At 39.5% G+C, this 18,116-nt stretch carries 13 protein-coding genes; 5 read left to right on the forward strand and 8 right to left on the reverse strand.

Annotated features, from left to right (window positions below; genetic code table 11):
* Positions 1–25: 25 nt before the first annotated feature.
* From hutH to hutC, 3 genes are all read right to left on the reverse strand, one after another.
* Positions 26–1,558: a histidine ammonia-lyase gene (gene hutH / locus AC1EU0_RS11140; RefSeq protein WP_480302475.1), complete on the reverse strand. Its 1,533-nt coding sequence runs from the start codon at positions 1,556–1,558 to the stop codon at positions 26–28.
* Positions 1,559–1,572: 14 nt separating this feature from the next.
* A complete protein-coding gene (gene hutU, locus AC1EU0_RS11145) occupies positions 1,573–3,240 on the reverse strand; it encodes a urocanate hydratase (protein ID WP_480302476.1) in 1,668 nt (555 codons plus the stop codon).
* A 126-nt stretch (positions 3,241–3,366) separates the two neighbouring features.
* Entirely contained in the window at positions 3,367–4,068 is a 702-nt protein-coding gene (hutC, locus tag AC1EU0_RS11150) for a histidine utilization repressor (RefSeq protein ID WP_480302477.1), read from the reverse strand.
* A 373-nt stretch (positions 4,069–4,441) separates the two neighbouring features.
* Between hutC and hutI the strand changes: the two genes are divergently transcribed.
* Together hutI and AC1EU0_RS11160 are read left to right on the forward strand one after the other, a co-directional pair.
* Complete coding sequence (gene hutI, locus AC1EU0_RS11155) at positions 4,442–5,686, forward strand: imidazolonepropionase (protein WP_480302478.1); 1,245 nt, start codon at positions 4,442–4,444, stop codon at positions 5,684–5,686.
* Between the two features lie 923 nt (positions 5,687–6,609).
* Positions 6,610–7,791, forward strand: coding sequence for a tetratricopeptide repeat protein (locus AC1EU0_RS11160; protein ID WP_480302479.1), 1,182 nt, complete (start codon positions 6,610–6,612; stop codon positions 7,789–7,791).
* Positions 7,792–7,901: 110 nt separating this feature from the next.
* Here the strand turns inward: AC1EU0_RS11160 and AC1EU0_RS11165 are convergent, their stop codons facing one another.
* From AC1EU0_RS11165 to AC1EU0_RS11175, 3 genes are read right to left on the reverse strand one after another with little or no spacing between them, the layout of a single operon-like run.
* Positions 7,902–9,098, reverse strand: a complete 1,197-nt coding sequence (locus tag AC1EU0_RS11165; RefSeq protein ID WP_480302480.1) for a multidrug effflux MFS transporter — start codon at positions 9,096–9,098, stop codon at positions 7,902–7,904.
* Positions 9,099–9,103: 5 nt separating this feature from the next.
* A complete protein-coding gene (locus AC1EU0_RS11170) occupies positions 9,104–10,606 on the reverse strand; it encodes a class I adenylate-forming enzyme family protein (RefSeq protein ID WP_480302481.1) in 1,503 nt (500 codons plus the stop codon).
* Positions 10,607–10,619: 13 nt separating this feature from the next.
* Positions 10,620–12,101 carry a citrate/2-methylcitrate synthase gene (locus tag AC1EU0_RS11175; protein ID WP_480302482.1) on the reverse strand — a complete coding sequence of 494 codons (1,482 nt, stop codon included), beginning with the start codon at positions 12,099–12,101 and terminating at the stop codon, positions 10,620–10,622.
* A gap of 620 nt (positions 12,102–12,721) precedes the next feature.
* On the opposite strand from AC1EU0_RS11175, the gene AC1EU0_RS11180 reads away from it, so the two are divergent.
* Positions 12,722–13,012: a helix-turn-helix domain-containing protein gene (locus AC1EU0_RS11180; protein ID WP_480302483.1), complete on the forward strand. Its 291-nt coding sequence runs from the start codon at positions 12,722–12,724 to the stop codon at positions 13,010–13,012.
* Positions 12,999–14,291: a type II toxin-antitoxin system HipA family toxin gene (locus tag AC1EU0_RS11185; protein WP_480302484.1), complete on the forward strand. Its 1,293-nt coding sequence runs from the start codon at positions 12,999–13,001 to the stop codon at positions 14,289–14,291. Before AC1EU0_RS11180 ends, AC1EU0_RS11185 begins: the two co-directional genes overlap by 14 nt.
* Positions 14,292–14,308: 17 nt before the next feature.
* On the opposite strand, the gene AC1EU0_RS11190 is transcribed toward AC1EU0_RS11185, so the two are convergent.
* Together AC1EU0_RS11190 and AC1EU0_RS11195 are read right to left on the reverse strand one after the other, a co-directional pair.
* Positions 14,309–14,572 (reverse strand): helix-turn-helix domain-containing protein, encoded by a 264-nt coding sequence (locus AC1EU0_RS11190; RefSeq protein ID WP_480302485.1) that lies wholly within the window; start codon positions 14,570–14,572, stop codon positions 14,309–14,311.
* 605 nt (positions 14,573–15,177) lie between these two features.
* On the reverse strand, positions 15,178–16,611 hold the full coding sequence (locus tag AC1EU0_RS11195; protein ID WP_480302486.1) for a glutathione synthase: 1,434 nt from the start codon (positions 16,609–16,611) through the stop codon (positions 15,178–15,180).
* A gap of 446 nt (positions 16,612–17,057) precedes the next feature.
* Here AC1EU0_RS11195 and AC1EU0_RS11200 point away from each other — a divergent pair, with 446 nt between their 5' ends.
* Entirely contained in the window at positions 17,058–18,116 is a 1,059-nt protein-coding gene (locus AC1EU0_RS11200; protein WP_480302487.1) for a permease, read from the forward strand.

An 18,116-nucleotide genomic window follows, 5' to 3' on the forward strand; every position in this document is an offset into this window, starting at 1 on the left:
CTGGCTTAGCTCAGAGCTTTTAAGGTTAAAAGCTACATAGTTTCTCGGTCACCGAGTCAAAATTCAATGCCGCTTGCTCAAGAAGAGTAGTGGCATTTTCTATATCAGGGCCAAAGTAACGGTCTTTATCGTAGTAAGCGACTTTTTCACGTAATACCGCTTTGGCTTTCGCCACTGGTGCACTTGGCTGCAGTGGTTTACGGAAATCCAAGCCCTGTGCGGCGGCTAGCCATTCCACAGCTAGAATACCACGAGTATTTTCTGACATATCACGCAAACGGCGTGCGGCAAAGGTGGCCATAGAAACATGATCTTCTTGGTTCGCTGACGTTGGCAAGCTGTCAACCGAGGCAGGGTGAGCAAAGGTTTTGTTTTCAGACGCCAATGCCGCTGCGGTTACCTGAGCAATCATAAAGCCTGAATTCACGCCACCATTTTCTACGAGGAATGGAGGTAATTTCGATAGGTTAGAGTCGATCAGTAATGCGATACGGCGCTCTGCTAGTGAGCCCATTTCAGCAATCGCAATCGCAAGATTATCGGCGGCCATTGCCACAGGTTCTGCGTGGAAGTTACCGCCTGAGATAATGTCGCCATTATCAAAGAACACCAATGGGTTATCCGTCACACCATTGGCTTCGGTTTCTAGTACCTCTGCGGCGTGGCGAATTTGAGTTAAACACGCGCCTAACACCTGTGGTTGGCAACGTAACGAGTACGGATCTTGTACTTTTTCACAATTTAAGTGATCTTCGCAGATTTCAGAGGTTTCAGTCAGCAGTGCACGAAAGATGGCGGCGGAATCAATTTGACCTTTTTGACCACGCACTTCGTGGATACGAGGATCAAATGGACTGCGGCTGCCCATTGCTGCTTCAACACTCATGGCACCAATTACTGAGCCTTGTGCAAATAAATCTTCAGCGTGGAACAAACCTTCTAATGCCAATGCCGTTGACGCTTGTGTGCCGTTAAGCAGAGCTAAACCTTCTTTTGCTGCAAGGGTGATAGGCTCAATGCCAGCTTGGGTTAAGCCATCTTTAGCAGGCATGACTTCGCCTTTGTAGCGCACTTCACCTTCACCAATGATTGGCAAACACATATGCGATAGTGGTGCTAAGTCACCCGATGCGCCCACAGAGCCTTTTTCAGGCACACATGGATACACCTCAGCATTCAACATGGCAATCAAGTATTCAATCACACATAAACGAATGCCTGAAAATCCACGGCTTAATGAGTTCACTTTAAGTAACATCATCAAACGAACCGTGGCGTCACTCATCAGCTTGCCCGTTCCGGCAGCATGAGAAAGGACAATCGAGCGTTGCAGTAACTCAAGATCTTCTGAGGCAATTTTGGTATTGGCGAGTAAGCCAAAACCTGTGTTGATGCCATAAACGGTGCGACCTTCATCGAGAACCGTTTGCACGGTTGCCGCACTGGTAGCAATCGCATCAACCGCCATTTGTGATAGCTCAACTTGAACTGGATTACGGCTGATATGGCGCAGAGTTTTAAGAGAAAGCTTACCCGGCTCTAATACTAATTTTTCCATTTGAACCGTCTCCATTACTTATTCATTGGCAAGTCTAGACCTTGCTCTTTCGCGCAGTTTTTCGCAATGTCATAACCGGCATCAGCGTGACGCATAACGCCCGTTGCTGGGTCATTCCATAGAACTCGACCTACGCGCTTAGCTGCATCATCGGTACCGTCACACACAATCACCACACCTGAGTGTTGGCTAAAGCCCATACCTACGCCACCGCCATGATGCAGTGATACCCAAGTTGCACCGCTTGCCGTGTTAAGTAGCGCATTTAATAGTGGCCAATCGGATACCGCATCCGAGCCATCCATCATGGATTCGGTTTCACGGTTCGGGCTGGCTACTGAGCCAGAGTCTAAGTGGTCACGACCAATGACGACTGGTGCAGACAGCTCACCGTTTTTCACCATTTCGTTAAAAGCTAAAGCAAGACGTGCGCGATCTTTTAGACCAACCCAACAAATACGTGCTGGCAGACCTTGGAACGCAATGCGCTCTCTCGCCATATCTAGCCAATTATGTAGGTGTGGATCGTCAGGGATCAGCTCTTTTACTTTGGCATCAGTTTTGTAAATATCTTCTGGGTCGCCAGACAGTGCCGCCCAGCGGAACGGGCCAATGCCTTCACAGAATAATGGACGAATGTAAGCAGGCACAAAACCAGGGAAGTCGAAGGCATTTTCAACGCCTACTTCTAATGCCATTTGACGAATGTTGTTACCGTAATCAAGAGTTGCTGCACCACGTTCTTGTAAAGCCAACATAGCTTTTACTTGAATGGCCATTGATTCTTTAGCGGCTTTTACTACGGCAGCTTCATCTTTTTGACGCATGTCAGCGGCGTGTTCTAATGTCCAACCTTGTGGTAGATAGCCGTTTAATGGGTCGTGAGCAGAAGTTTGGTCGGTAACCACATCAGGGGTGATATTGCGATCGACTAATTCAGCGAACACATCTGCCGCATTAGCCAGTAGGCCAACAGAAACAGGTTTGCCTTCTGCGTCAGCTTGCTTCACCATCTCTAGTGCTTCATCTAAGGTTTTGGCTTTTTTGTCCACATAGCGAGTACGCAAACGGAAGTCGATACGGGTTTCATCTACTTCACAAGCGATAACAGAGAAACCTGCCATCGTGCCAGCTAAAGGCTGAGCACCACCCATGCCACCTAAACCACCGGTTAAGATCCAGCGACCTTGTGCTTTGCCGTCAAAGTGCTTTTTAGCTACTGAAACAAAAGTTTCATAAGTACCTTGAACAATGCCTTGAGTGCCAATGTAGATCCAAGAGCCAGCGGTCATTTGACCGTACATCGCAAGGCCTTTTTTATCTAGCTCGTTAAAGTGCTCCCAGTTCGCCCAGTGTGGCACTAGGTTTGAGTTGGCGATTAATACGCGTGGGGCATCTTTATGAGTTTGGAAAACACCGACAGGTTTACCTGATTGAACAAGTAGCGTTTGGTCGTCTTCAAGACGTTGTAAGGTTTCTACGATTTTGTCGTAGCATTCCCAGTCACGTGCTGCACGGCCAATACCACCGTAAACTACGAGATCTTCAGGGCGCTCAGCTACATCAGGGTGTAGGTTATTCATTAACATGCGCATTGGCGCTTCGGTTAACCAGCTTTTACAGCTAAGCTTGGTGCCGTGTGGAGCTTTGATGACTCTTGTTGGGTCGTGTCGTTTATTCATGATGTCTACCTCTGTATTATTATTGTCATTGTTGTCATACCTGCGAAAGCAGGTATCTAGTGACTTTTTAGAATAGAGTTAAAGGCACTAGACTCCTGCATTCGCAGGAGTGACGTATCTATAAAATCAAAACGTTAAATGTCCACCAAGGTGAAAGTGATCTCCTGGGTGAACCAAGCGCGCAAAACTCACCACTCCTTTTCTAGACCAAGTTCGACGTAAAATTTGTAAGCATGCCGTATTGTCTTCAAGCTTCAATTGCTGTTTTTGAACGTCATTAGCAATGATGGCTTGAACCTTGTGGTGTGCTTCTGTCAGTGGTGCAACTTGGGATAAATATTCGTGGGGGGTGATGGTTAAAAAATCTTGTTGTAGGTAATTGGGGGCAATATACGGATTGATGTATCGATATTCCAACTGTAACGGTTTTTGCTGTTCAAAATGGATCAACATCGAGTAATACACTTTACTGCCAATTTCGATTTCTAAGGCAGCAGCGACCTCTGGTAACGCTGGTTCTTTGCGGAGTACAATTTGACGAACGGAATACTCATGACCGCGTTCGCGAATTTCATCGGCAATGTTGCGGATCACTAACATCGAAGATTGTGCATTAATGCCAGCAACAAATGTGCCTAGCCCTTGACTGCGCTCAAGAACGCCTTGTTCAGTAAGCTCAGTTACCGATCGCCTTGCGGTCATTCGGCTACAACAAAACTGCTCTGCAAGTTGATTTTCTGACGGTAATTTACTGCCACGAGCCCAAGTGCCGTCCTCAATCGCATTGAGAATGTGCTGTTTGATTTCTGAAAACTTCGCTCGTGCCATAGTTATACCCGTGATATTTCAAGATGCGACTTTTCAGTGCCTTTCAGCGCATCATTATTCGAGGCGTGAAAGTGAAGGAATAGCGGGTCTAATTCAAACTTTCGCAACAAAGAAGAATGTTCGCTGAGAGGCACACGAAGTGCGAGTTTAATTGCCATTTATGCTTCGTTATTTATCCTTGAAATAGAACCATTATTACTTCAGATAAATGCCTTGCCTAAATGGCAATTAATTCTCGCTGAAAGAGTGCATTTTGAAGTATCACGGGTATATTCCAATTACAGTTACAATTTTGCTCGATTTGTATAAAATACTAGCTTGTATATACAAGTAAATACAAGTCATAAAAACAACAAAAAATATGAGGTGTGTCATGCCGCAGTGGGATCAAATTTGGATCGACGTCAATATCGCTACTATGAATACTGATAGTGAACAGCCTTATGGCGCGATTCATAATGCAGCTATTGCTGTTAAAGATGGCCAGATTGCTTGGGTCGGAAAACAAGATGATTTACCAGAATTCGATGCACTAGAGACACCGATTTATAAAGGCCATGGTAAATGGATCACTCCTGGATTAATTGACGCCCATACCCACTTAGTATTTGCAGGGAGTCGTGCTAACGAGTTTGAGCAACGCCTCAATGGAGTGAGTTATGAAGAAATAGCTCAACAAGGCGGTGGTATTTTATCGACCGTAAATGCGACTCGTCAGGCGAGTGAAGCCGAGTTGTTTGAACTTGGGCGAAAGCGCTTAAATGCCTTAGCTAAAGAGGGCATGACTACGGTAGAAATTAAGTCAGGTTATGGCTTAGATTTAGATACTGAAGTGAAAATGCTTAAAGTCGCACGCGAGCTAGGGAAGCATCATCATGTGGATGTGCAAACTACATTTTTGGGCGCACATGCTATTCCGCCTGAATATAAAAATAAAGACAATGGTGCTGACGAATATGTAGAGCACATTATTAATGACATGTTGCCACCTGTTGCAGAACAAAGGTTAGCGGACGCGGTTGATGTGTTTTGTGAGTCCATTGCTTTTAACCTCGAACAAACCGAAAAAGTGCTGACAGCAGCAAAAAAACATGGTTTGAAAATTAAACTTCATGCAGAGCAACTGACCAATCAAGGTGGCTCAGAATTGGCCGCTAGACTTGGTGCTTTATCGGTTGATCATATTGAATATCTTGATGAAGCTGGAGTTAAAGCCATTGCTGAAAGTGGTACATGTGCAACCGTACTGCCCGGTGCGTTTTATTTTTTACGCGAAACTCAATTGCCACCGATTGAACTATTAAGAAAGCACAATGTACCTATGGTGGTTGCCAGTGATTTTAATCCGGGTTCATCGCCATTATGCTCAACGCTGTTAATGCTAAATATGGCCTGTACTCTGTTTAAAATGACACCGGAAGAAGCCCTAAAAGGTACAACCGTTAATGCGGCGAAAGCATTAGGTATTGCCGATAATGTCGGTTCTATCGAAGTAGGAAAGCAAGCCGACTTTTGTTTGTGGGACATTCAAAGCCCAGCCGAGCTAAGTTACAGTTACGGGGTGAATCCATGTATGCAAGTCGTTAAAGCGGGTCAGCTTATTGCGATGAATTCATAGATGCTAGGGTTGGCCCTAGTAAGACAACCCTTCACGTTGCTTAATGGCTTTATAAAGATCGTGGATTCGATCCTTTGTGCTTTCTTAGAAACGAGACATTTGCTAAGCCGTATTCCTACAGCTCTAAACATCAATTTTAGTTCGCTGATCTGTCCACTATACAACTCATCTTCCGTTAGACCTTTTTCACAACCGAGAGCTACGGTTTCTATCCGTTCCGTCAAGACTTGGATTTGATATCAGGCTGCTTGGTGTTTGCTTTGATACTGCTAGATAAGGAGTTATACCATTCGTATCAATTAACTATGTTTTAGATGAAGCTTTAGCTTTGTAACTACATCGTTGCAACTCCTCACCATAGCTATGGCTATGATTCGTCATTATGCCTTGCATTTACTTTGCTAACGCTTCCCTTTAACCACAGTTAATTAATGTGAAGGGTATTATAACGAACAGGGATGTATCGAACATGGGTTTCATCAAGCATCGTTCCCAGAAGATAAGATTTTGCTATAGGAGCGCGGTTGGCAACTCATCCAAGTTTGTCTTCTTCGATAGTATGTGGTTTTAGTTTTTCAATGAGCTTAGTAAATTGAGCTCGACCCCTGATGACATCGAGTTAGTAGCACTTCCATAATACTCATGTCAGTGCTTTTGGCTGCCCAACAGATCAAAATTTTTTTGTTGGCTTTCTGTCTCAGTTAACGATGAATTCACAGACGTTATTGCAAAACAGTTGGATGGCATAAGCGCAAATGAGCAGGGGAAATAACGCCTTAATGTTACTCAAGGATGTGAATTTGAATGAAAAGAGAGTAAGGCATAGTCAATGGCTATTCAGCCATAGTGGCCAAAATTGAACTGGAGTACGGTATTTTATTTATGCTATGTTTGAATTAAAGCAAATGGATTAGGGACTTACAATGCTTAATAGAATCGCTCATTTATTGTCAATCGTTGTAATCTTATGTGCTGCTAGTGGTTGTAGTAGTACCATCAAACCTGCATTGAAAGTCAGTGACCATTCTCCTAACTCCATTGCTATAAATACTTCACTTTTTGATACCAACGTGCAGCCATCTTCGATTCAAAGTATCTTCAGCTTGTCCTCAACGCAGCAACAAGACTTTTTGAATTTCTATCATCAGCATCTGGGTGAAGGGAAACGTGCCGATAGAATCATTTCTGAATATCTAGAAGAAAAGCTCAGTAATTTCACTTTTTATGGTGAAACTTATAATGCTACAACTGCATTAACCCTAAATAAAGGTAATTGCATGAGCTTAGCTGTGTTGACTACAGCGTTGGTAAAGTTAGTAAATATTGAGATGGATTATATTGAAGTTAATACCCCACCAATATTTGAAAAGCAAAACGGTGTGGTCGCCTCCTCTACCCACGTACAAAGCCGTCTTTATGCACCGATAAAAGACGGTGAGCAACAATCAAGATTTAAGTGGCAAAGAAAACATACAGTTATCGATTATTTTCCGAGTGTGACTAACTACGCTGGACGTTTGGTTAGTCAGCAAGAATTTATTGCTAAATACTACAATAACTTAGCAGGTAATGCGCTTATTGATAATAAAGTGGACGACGCTTTTGCTTATGCGATGAAAGCCTATCAGCAAGCCCCTAGGTATAGTGAAACCCTTAACTTACTGGCACTATTGCATAATAGAAAAGGGGATCATCAAACTGCAGAGCGAATTTATTTATTAGCGCTCGAAATGGATAAACATAATCTAAGGGTATTATCCAACTATATGGGACTACTTGCTGAGCAAGGGAGATATAATGAAGTTAATGACTATGAAAAAATACTGACTCAATTAGACGATCCCAATCCTTATGCATGGTTAGAACAAGCTTATTATGCTCAACAGCAGGGTAATGATCAGCATGCTATCCGTTTCTTTAAAAAAGTCATTGAAAAAGCCCCTTATGTGCAAGACGCTTATTTAGGCTTGTATCGAATTTATCTCAAGCAGAATAAGAGACTCAAGGCGAGAAAGGTAATGAATAGCGTACTGGAATGGACTTATGATCCTAAGCTCCGCGCCAGATACAATAAAAAGCTATACCTACTAACCAAAAGCCGCTAATGGCTAGCCGTTTAAAAAAACTCTAGTATTTCAAACTTGCTCCTAGCTTCGAAATCCTTTTTTACTTACTGAGTAGTCACATTTCACTGTGGATTGATATTACTATTCGGTTATTGTTTTATGCACCTTTCAAAAAGATACAAAGATAATATCCCCGTTACAAAATAGAAAAGTCCTAAAACGGAAGAATTAGAAAATTTATAGCTGAGTGCAGCACTAGCCAAAGTAGAGGATATAAACATTTGTAATGAACCAAATAATGCACCCGCTGAGCCGCGATGATCTGTTTGAGGACTGAGCGCTAATACTAATGTTGCTCCACCAATGAATATAGCTCCGGACATAGCCGTAATTGAAGTGCCTAAAATACTATAAAGACTTTGCGTGTCGAAAATTACAAATATTAGTATTACTCCTCCACTTATTATCAAGAGTTGAATTCCGATTTGAAGCGCTCTATGTAAACTAAATATCGTGAGCAGTTTTGCTAATGCAAGCCTTGCAATTAAACTGATAATGCCTATAGATGCCGTCAACCAACCAAATTCAAGAACAGAAAAATGAAATTCATTTTGAAATATGAATGAGCTTAATGTGGAGTAAACAATACTCGTAGAACGAGCTATACCCGTGAGTAAGCAACACCCTACAAACGTCTTCTGTTTTAAAAGAGATTTATAAATTGCGAAGAAGTTAAAGTTTATACGCCCATTAATGATGTGTGAATTTGTTTCTTCAAATAAAAAGACAATCACAATCAGTGTAAGGAATAAAATCAAGCCTAAGAGGACAAAGTTAGACTGCCAACCATAGTCCGTTTGTATATAACTTCCAATAATTGGAGCGAATATTGTTGAAAGACTGAGTAAAGTACTAAAGTAGATCCCGGTAGCAGCCAGTTTTTCTTTGGGCATAATATCTGCTGCGATGACTCGTCCCATGCCTACACAAGCACCACTGCCTATTCCTTGTATGAATCTAAATAAAAGAAAGCTTGAAATAGAGTTGGTAGTAATTGATAAAAAGCTACTTATTGAAGCAACTAACACTCCAAAGATTATGACGGGTTTTCTTCCAATGTAGTCCGAAATTGGACCATAAAACAGAATGCTGATTGCTGAACCCAAAAGAAAGGTGGTTGACGATTGCTGAATGCTCTGTTGATCAGTATGTAAATAGTTCATTATTGTCGGTAAAGATGGAAGATGTATTGATAAGCCTAACGGCCCACAGATAACCAACAAAAGGGTTATTAATATCTGCTTCCTTTCTTTACGGGAGAGCTGTTGGGAAATGTTACTGCTCAAAATGATTAAACTGAGATAGTCTTTTTGAGCTGTACTTTATCTATTTTCCCTGTTGGTGTTAGCGGAAACTCAGCCAGAAAATAAACTTCCTCAGGTAACTTAAAAAAGCTAATTTTTGATTTTAAATAATCAATGACTTCTGTTTTAGAGAGCGTTGTTTGAGTATTAAAGACGATGAATGCTACGACTTTTTCCCAATGATGATCTGAAGCAATGCCGATAACAGCTGCCGCTTTGATCACCGGATGGTCGGTTAATGCATTCTCCACTTCTTCTGGGATGATATTATTCCCAGTTTCTGAAACAATAGTGTTTTTCTTCCTACCTGCAAACCAATAAAACCCATCTTCATCTAGATAAGCAAGATCTCCAGATTTATACCACCCATCTACAAATGCACTTTCAGTGTTAATTTTGTCATTGAAGTATCCATTCATCATCCTTTCGGTTTTGCAATAAATTTCTCCAATTTCATTAATTGCTGCAGGCTGTCCATCTGAATTTATTAACTTTAATTTTGCCCCATTTACTGCTTCTCCAAGAGCTCCTAATTTATCTTGTTTATGCGCAGAATTAAGAATGCATGGGCCCGTTTCAGTTTGACCATAAATTGAAAGCAATGGTATCCCAAATTCTTTATAGAATTTTTGTTTGATCTCTGCAGGAGTGTTCGTACCGTTAGCGATACATAATTGTAATTGAGGCTTAATTTTTTTTAGAAAGCTGGAAGGAAGATGAAGTAATTCATTAAAAATATAAGGACTGGATTTTAAGTGAGTTGCTTTATATTGAAGGATGTCAGAAGCGAAGTGGGTAATACCCATTCCAACACTTAATACAATTTGAGCACCAAAATAAAAAAAGTTTAAAAGTAAATTAATGGAACCAGAAAATTGCAAAGGAATATCTAAAATTGTAATAGATGATTGGTTGATAAGAAGTGAGCTAGAAATGGGTTTAAAAATATTTTTATAAGGAATTTCTACACATTTAGGGGTCCCTGTTGAACCGGTTGTTGTGGTGATGATGGCAGTTTTACCCAAACTGATATTAACTTCTTTAAAGATATGTTGGGGCATATAAAGAGAGTCTATGGCGCTATATTTTTCGAATGTTTCCTGGTCTGTATCACCTCTAATGAATACTTTTTCAAAACCATTTAATGTTTGAGAGTCCATGCTATTAGCTTTTTCATCAGAAATGATAATGTTTGTCGCTTGGGTAACTTTTATTAAACGGATAAATTCGTCATCAGTGACCGTATGAGCAACCGGTATAGCTAATACTCCTGAATTTATACAGGCATAAAGAAAAAAAACAAACTCGGGATCATTAGGAAGGCATATAATTAGTGGTTCATTAACTTTGAAATGAAGCTGAAGGCCAGCAGATAAAGATTTAATCTTATCTATGGCGAATTGATAACTATATGAATTACCTTTATAAGTAAGTGCTATGCAATCTTGCTTGTTTAGGGAATTAGGAGCAATTAGTGATTCTACATTCATAGTCAGTAGCCAATTAAATATAAGGAATTACATGTGCGAATGGAGGTCTTCTAGAGTTACCTTTAACAGACAGTTCATTAATAATTTGTGAACATGCTCCAGGGGTTCTAAATACGGTAAAAAAACCTCTTGCAACTTCCGGCGGAAATTCAAGGCAATGAAATAGCATTGAAGCTGCAAAATCGGTATTTGCACCTAATGTTGGGTTTATCTTTCTTGCTTCACAAGCATAGTGATACAATTTTTCGATCACCTCAGCTTTTTTTGGAAAAGCTTGCCTGCATGCGTCAAAGTAAATATGAACACGGGGATCACTGGCAATGATCTCAGGCGGTGTTGCTGCTGTTATTTTGTGTATACGATGTCCGAAACCATAGATTAACTGGTTAGCATTAATTAACTCTTGCACATATTTTTCTGTGCGTTGATCGCTTTTAAGGAATGCAGTGGTTTGCCTCATACACTCTTCAATTGCACCACCATGTAACAGTCCACTTCCGACATTCAAGCCTGCAATTATAGCTCTAGGAAAAGTGGTTCTTACAGAACTTGAGATTAAGCAAACAAATTCAGCTGAATTGAGACCATGGCTAACATGTGCTAAAGCACATTTCCTTAATGCTGAAATTTGATCTTTACTTATCTCTCTTCCTGCAGCTTGGAAAAACATTTCAATTGGGTCAATGGATGTGAAAGCATCAGTATATTTGAATGTTTGTGATTCATTATAAAATAAGGCGACAGTTGAGAGAATTTTTCCAAATAGAAACATCGCTTCTTTTAAAGCTTCAATTCGCCGTTGGTGATTTATATTGTTAGGAGCTGAAGGAATGTACTCATACTGCAATATACTCTTAAATTTTCGGCTTACTTGTTGCTGTAAGAGTTGATAGTTTAAAAGAGACACAATATCCATTTGGACGTTTTGAGCATTGATTACGAGCTTTACTTCTTCATCGCTTAATTTAAAACCATCAACAAAAGAATGTTCAATTACATTTTTACAACTACTATCAAATCCAATAAATAAATCAATAATCGCTGTAAAATAATCTTCATTTTGTGAAAAAATTGACAAATCAACGTTGGCAATTTTGATATTTCCATTTTCAATATGAGTGTTGGAATGTGGATTTAACGGGGGGGAATAAGAGTTTAATTCAGCATTGGTTTCAATGTTTGATAAGTTGTCCATTAATGTATTAAATAAGTGATCAGTTTTTTCTTTTAAAGAGTGATAATTCGATTTAACTAACTGGGTAGTAACTTGGCTGAAGATCTTTTCTAATTTAATTCTAAATAATTTCAACGAAGCGTTACTATTGAATGCGCATATGATTTTTGCTTTTGTTGCGAGTGCCAATTCCTTCTCTTGTTCAGTTAATGTTTTGAAATATTTATCTAAATCATAGAGTAAGTAGGCGAACTTATTCTTCCAAAAAATTTCTTTGGGATCGTGATAAATGTCATGTTTTGTCTGAATGTACTCTTTCATTTTCTTAGTGCCTATTGAAATTAGGAGCATTGGATAAAGCAATATCCTCGTAGTGGACGCGATTATAATTTTCCACTTCACTCTATGACGGTGTGGTATTAAATTAATTCCTTTAACTTACTTAATTAGTTATTAATTTAATTTAATGTTAGAGGTGTAACCAACAGTATGTTTGGTTAATGAATTGAGGGCAGTGGGGAATCAAAAAGTTTTACACTATGGAATTTTTATCAAATATTCATCATATCTATTTAATGCTTGATATATAAAAGTATGAGGTAATTACCCCTACATACTGTTTCAACTCAATTCTGCTAGTGTAAAAAATTGCTTGAAGTCAGCGGTTTTTATCAAATGTGGAGGTATATGTTACATACTTCACGATCTGGATCTGTTTGTTGGATAAAATCTTATAACTGTATTTTTTCAACGTGTTAGTTCTTGGTTTGAGTGTCATTTCATAGATATACCCACCGTTTTACCCACCACTATTTCAATCTCATCATAAACAATGTTATTCAGTTAACAGGGCATAAAATAATACACCATGGATACAGTAATGTCCTTATTTTAAGTTTTTGGTATATAATGGATATCACTGTATCTGTTTTGGTTGTGTTATGAAACTTTCTTTACTCTCGGCTGCTGATGTTCAGTCTGATTTTGCTCAATTTCTACGTGAGCAGAGGAAACAATCTAAGTTATCTCGCTCTGCTTTAGCGGAGCGAAGCACTGTGCCTGCTGCGACTATAAAGAAATTCGAGTTAACGGGTCAAATCTCATTTAGACAATTACTATTGCTCTGGCAAAGTTTGGATGACTTGGGACGCTTGCACCAGCTTACGACAACGCTTGATGAACAACTACAAACTCCAACGTCTATAGAAGAGGTGTTAAATGGCAAGCTTTAACCCTGTGAATAAGTTAGAGGTAACACGTACTCTTTCAACTGGCGAAAGAGCTTTGGTTGGCGTGCTTGCTCAAAATCAACAAGGTACTTTTTTTCAGTATGACGCTGATTACTTAAAGCAGTATTCAAACTTATCGCCTTTTCAATTAGAGGCACTGGCCACCCTACAAAAAGCACCGTCACAACCACACTATGGATTACATGGTGTATTTGCGGATTCATTACCTGATGGTTGGGGGTTGTTACTTCAAGACAGAGTATTCAGACAAAACGACATTCTTCCAGCCCAAGTAACCGCTTTGGATCGGTTGGCTTTTGTTGGTCAATCAGCGATGGGAGCACTGTCTTTCAGCCCTGTTTCACAGTTTGCTGAGCAACATGCGCAGCAGCTAGAGCTTGCCGAACTTGGCTTACAGGCTCAAGCCATCTTTGATGGACAAACTGAAGAAGTATTATCTGCACTGGTGGCTGCTGGCAGCTCTGGTGGAGCTAGACCGAAAGCACAGTTGTATTTTGAAAATGATAATTTTAGCCATTGCACAACCTCTGCAAATGAAAATAGTGATGCATGGTTAGTAAAGTTCACCTCTAAAAATTTACCGTTAGGACACGAAGAAGGTTTATGTGAGGCGGTATATCTCACTTTGGCTGAGAATGCTGGCTTGTCAGCACCAGAGTGGAAATTATTAGAAGCTCCGAGTTCATCATCAGGTTCGTTTTGGCTCGCCGTTAAGCGCTTTGATTATGTCAAAAATGATGAAGGTAATAGCGGTAGATTACATATGCATAGTGCGTGTGGTTTATTAGACGCTGATTTTAGAATGCCAAGCTTGGATTATCAGGATTTGATCAAAGCCAGTAGTATCTTGTGTAAATCACCAGCTATAGGGCAAATGCAATTTAAACGCAGTATGTTTAATTTGTTTGGGTGTAACCAAGATGATCACAGTAAAAACTGGGCTTTTCTGCAAGCCGATAATGGTCAATGGCAATTAGCCCCTTTTTATGATGTAACTTTTAGCCCAACACCCTATGGTGAGCACTCAACATCATACTCTGGCTTTGGTAAAGAACCGTCTAAAGCCAGTATTCAAAAACTTGCGTCAATTGCAAGCTACTCAAACTGGGCTAATGCCAAGTTAGCTGTTGAAGAGGTGGTAAACGCAATACAAGATTTTAGCTCAACGGCTAAACAACTTGATGTAAACGTTAGCACCATTAGGCTGATACAAAAACAGCTCAACAACACATGGCAAGCGAACAAGAGCTTATTGACCTAAGAAGCATTTTAGCCTCACTACCATTCTTCAGACCACGCAGAATCAGAATTATGTGGGTTGTTGGTATTCCTTGGTTTGACTTCAATTTCTAACTTAAGGGCACTTAGTATATTGAAAAAAGTTTCTAGTTTGGTTGATTCAGGAGACTGTTCAAATTTAGATACTGTGTCTTGTCGAATTCCTACACTCCTAGCGATGTCTGCTTGCGAAAGCTTTTTAATACGACGAATATTGCGTAATTCAGCACTTAACAATTCAGGAATTGTAATTTTAGTTGCCATTATTTTATTTCCCCTCGGGTGGGCTGTTTTTGATTGAATTCTTCGGAGAGTAATACTCACTCGATACATTACTACAGATAAAATATAGTTACCTGCTATAGCGTGTAATTAATGTTTTACACGCTATAGGGTGTAGAAAATGAAAGGTGCTGATAAAAACATTTAAAATAGGCGTTTAATGAGGCCAAAATGGCTTTAGTACCAAATGCCAGCAAAGTTGGTACTAAATGCCATCTTTTTGCGAATCCTGCATTAGATAAATGAGGATGATTTACAGATTTTAGGCTTGATGGAAAAAGCGTATACAAGTTGATATAAAGAAATTACTAACTCACTTTTGGACAAAACCTTGTTAGAAACGGGATAATAGTATCAAATAGCAACTAAGATATTTATATTGAATATCGGCTTAGCTTGTCAATTATCCAGCACTGAACTTTGCTAACTTCATACCTTCTGAGGACGTTTGATTATTTCGCAATAATTAGTCAATCTGAAGTGCCTTTTAAGAGTTTTCCAAGCTCAGAGAATTAATCCTCCGATGTACAAATTGAGTAATTTTATATGACTTATTAGTTTTCAATTCTACAGTCAATTCCTATTTTTCAATTCTTATAAACTAAAGAGTCCAAAACGCCTAAACCAGAGTGAACTCCACCTTCTGTCGCATCGGCAGGTTTACTTCTGATGAGATAGCCTGCATACCCTCGATCTTTTGTTGCAGGTTTACCATCTAAGTGCACACTAAAGATGCCTATTTCACTGATTAAATTTTTTATTTCTCTAGATATTCCGTTTCGTACAATAAGAGCCTCAGTTTTTCTCGATTCAGGGTAGATACGTTTCATTAGCGACCATACCTCTCGTTCTTTGTTTTTCAATGATAAAAGCTTTGTAGGTATATCTTTTCCAAACACGCAATGACCGCCTCCTTCACCTTGATTTTTTAGCACCCAATCGTCGACTTTTAGGATTTCTATTTGTTGCTCATTCAAGTCGCTTGCCACTTCCATTTGCCCTATCAGTGATTTTAGTAAAGTAGCCTCTTCCATGTCTATGCCAAACTGGGTAAGTTCTTGTGCGGTCATTTTAGATAACAGTGTCTGAATTCGCTTACTTGTGGCTATCTGTTGAGACACTGTAGCGTTGACAGCCACACGATGCTTTTCTATTAAGACCCTAACCTCCGTTAAAGCGTCACAGCATAGTAAACTATCTAAATCAAAAGCCTCATAGTCCGAGTGTTGATAACCAGCTCTTAGGTACACTACGTCAATAGTTCCTTCTCCTTCTAATAAGAGACGGCCATTTGCTCCAGTTGTTAAGTTGTTATGTAACGACCTAAAAGTCTTTCGAATTGTCTTTATACCTTTTTTATTCAATGCGTATTCAAGCAAATGCTGATCATAGACATTGTTCTCGTTTTCTTGAACAATCATTAGAAATCGTTTTTGCCCAAGATCGTTAAACTCATTTTTGATAATGTGAGCGGCATTCGATATGCCTTCAGACAACCTCTCTATTGCTGAATTTTCAACCAGATGTGAAGACTTAGGATCAGAATAATATGTATATGCCTCTGGATGCTGCACCTTCATGTATTTATGAAGCTCGTGCGCTTTTTGACCGAAAGGACCCATTCCTGCGGCAATACCGTTAAATTCAATCAGCTGGGGTCCTAAATTCTTATCCTCCATAAAATCTGTACGCATTATCAACAAAGGTAACCGTTTTGCGGATTTTCCTTCCATCGTTCCATGTATTTCACTATGCATACTAAGTAGAGCGCTAAAAAACTGGTCACCTTGGATGAGAGGGCTAATTGCATCCCTTAAAAATGAGTGATTTTCTGATACGTTATGGATAAGTTTTCCAAACAAATCTGCAGTGGCTTTAAGCTTATTAAAAACATCTTGATCTATTGAGTATGGCGTTATGGAGAATGCCGTGTGACTGGATGTATTGACTGAGTTTTTCATGGCCACGCCATGACTTAACGCCCATTCTATTGCATGCTCAGCAGTTTCATTGAATTTCATTACTACAACCTTTTATTTTCTTATTTCTAGTATTATGGAAATTAGTTATTATTTCAAGTTAAATTAATTTCAGGATGCCTATTTAATCTGAGTTTCGCGGAATAAAGCCAATAAGATTTTGATTCACAAAAATTTAAAAAGTTTGGACTGCAATGCTGAATATCGCAAAAGTAGGTGTGTCTTATCGGTTTCACAGAGCTGGGGCTTTTACAATATGTTTGATAACGAAATGAAGTTTGAGCCGATTAAGTTAAATCTAGTTGAAAATAAAAATATGACAATTTTATCCAACTGATCGAAGCATCAGATATTCATAAAGAAACTAAGATGAAGTATAAAATATAGCAGTGTTACGAGTAAATAATTCCATAATATTGGAAATATAGTTTGATTTAAGAAAGTAATTCGATAATACTAGAATTACAAATTAGTAATGAGTTCAAAAAATGAGTCCTGAGTTTACAAACATGGCAAAAGAAACACTTAATATGTTCGTTTTTTTAGCCGTCGAATTAACCCTCCTCTTCTTAGCTATTAGCTATTTAGTTGGTGTTCTACAAGAATATATTACTCCCGATAAAGTCAGAAAATGGCTAAGTTCAAGAAGCGGAAGAGGTTATTTTATCGCAGCAATCTTGGGGGCTGTGACTCCGTTCTGCTCTTGTTCAACGATTCCTTTTTTAAAGGGGTTATTAAAAGCGAGAGCTGGATTTGGTCCTATGATGGTATTTTTACTGTCAAGCCCACTGCTCAATCCGATAATTATTGGATTATTGATTGCTACATTCGGTGTAAAAGTCGCAGTATTTTATTTCTCGGTCGCAATGGTCGTTGCTGTTTCAGCAGGCTTTCTACTTGAGAAATTAGGTTTTGAGAAATATGTGCGTCCAGAAGCTTACGGAGAAACAAAAAGTAGCTGTGCATCTTCAACAAGTTGTTCTGCAGTACCCAATGACGAGTCAAATGAGTCAGTCAAATCAAGCGCTACGTCAACAGTAAATGACCCTTCCTTGACTAATACAAAGGGCACATCAAGCACTTGCTCTGCAAGTAGCTCATGTGGTGAAACTCTTCTTAAAAAGGAAGAAACAAAACCAAACCGCTGGATAAAAATCTGGCATTCAACATGGAAGGACTTTAAGCAAACACTACCATATTTACTACTTGGTATAACGATTGGCTCACTGATTTACGGGTTCGTACCAACAGACCTAATCGTTAAATATGCGGGTGAAAACAAGTGGTACGCAATTCCAATTGCTGCTGTTATCGGTATTCCACTGTATATACGTGCGTCTGCGGTTATTCCGTTAGCATCAGCTTTAGTTCAAAAAGGCATGGCTCTAGGTTCAGTAATGGCACTCATTATTGGTAGTGCTGGTGCAAGCTTAACAGAAGTGATTTTACTGAAATCGATATTTAAGAACCAAATGATTGCGGCGTTTCTCACTGTTGTATTAGGGATGGCAATGATTGCCGGGTACTTATATAGCTTCATATTTTAA

The sequence above is a fragment of the Parashewanella sp. 2210YD4-3 genome, assembly GCF_056591735.1.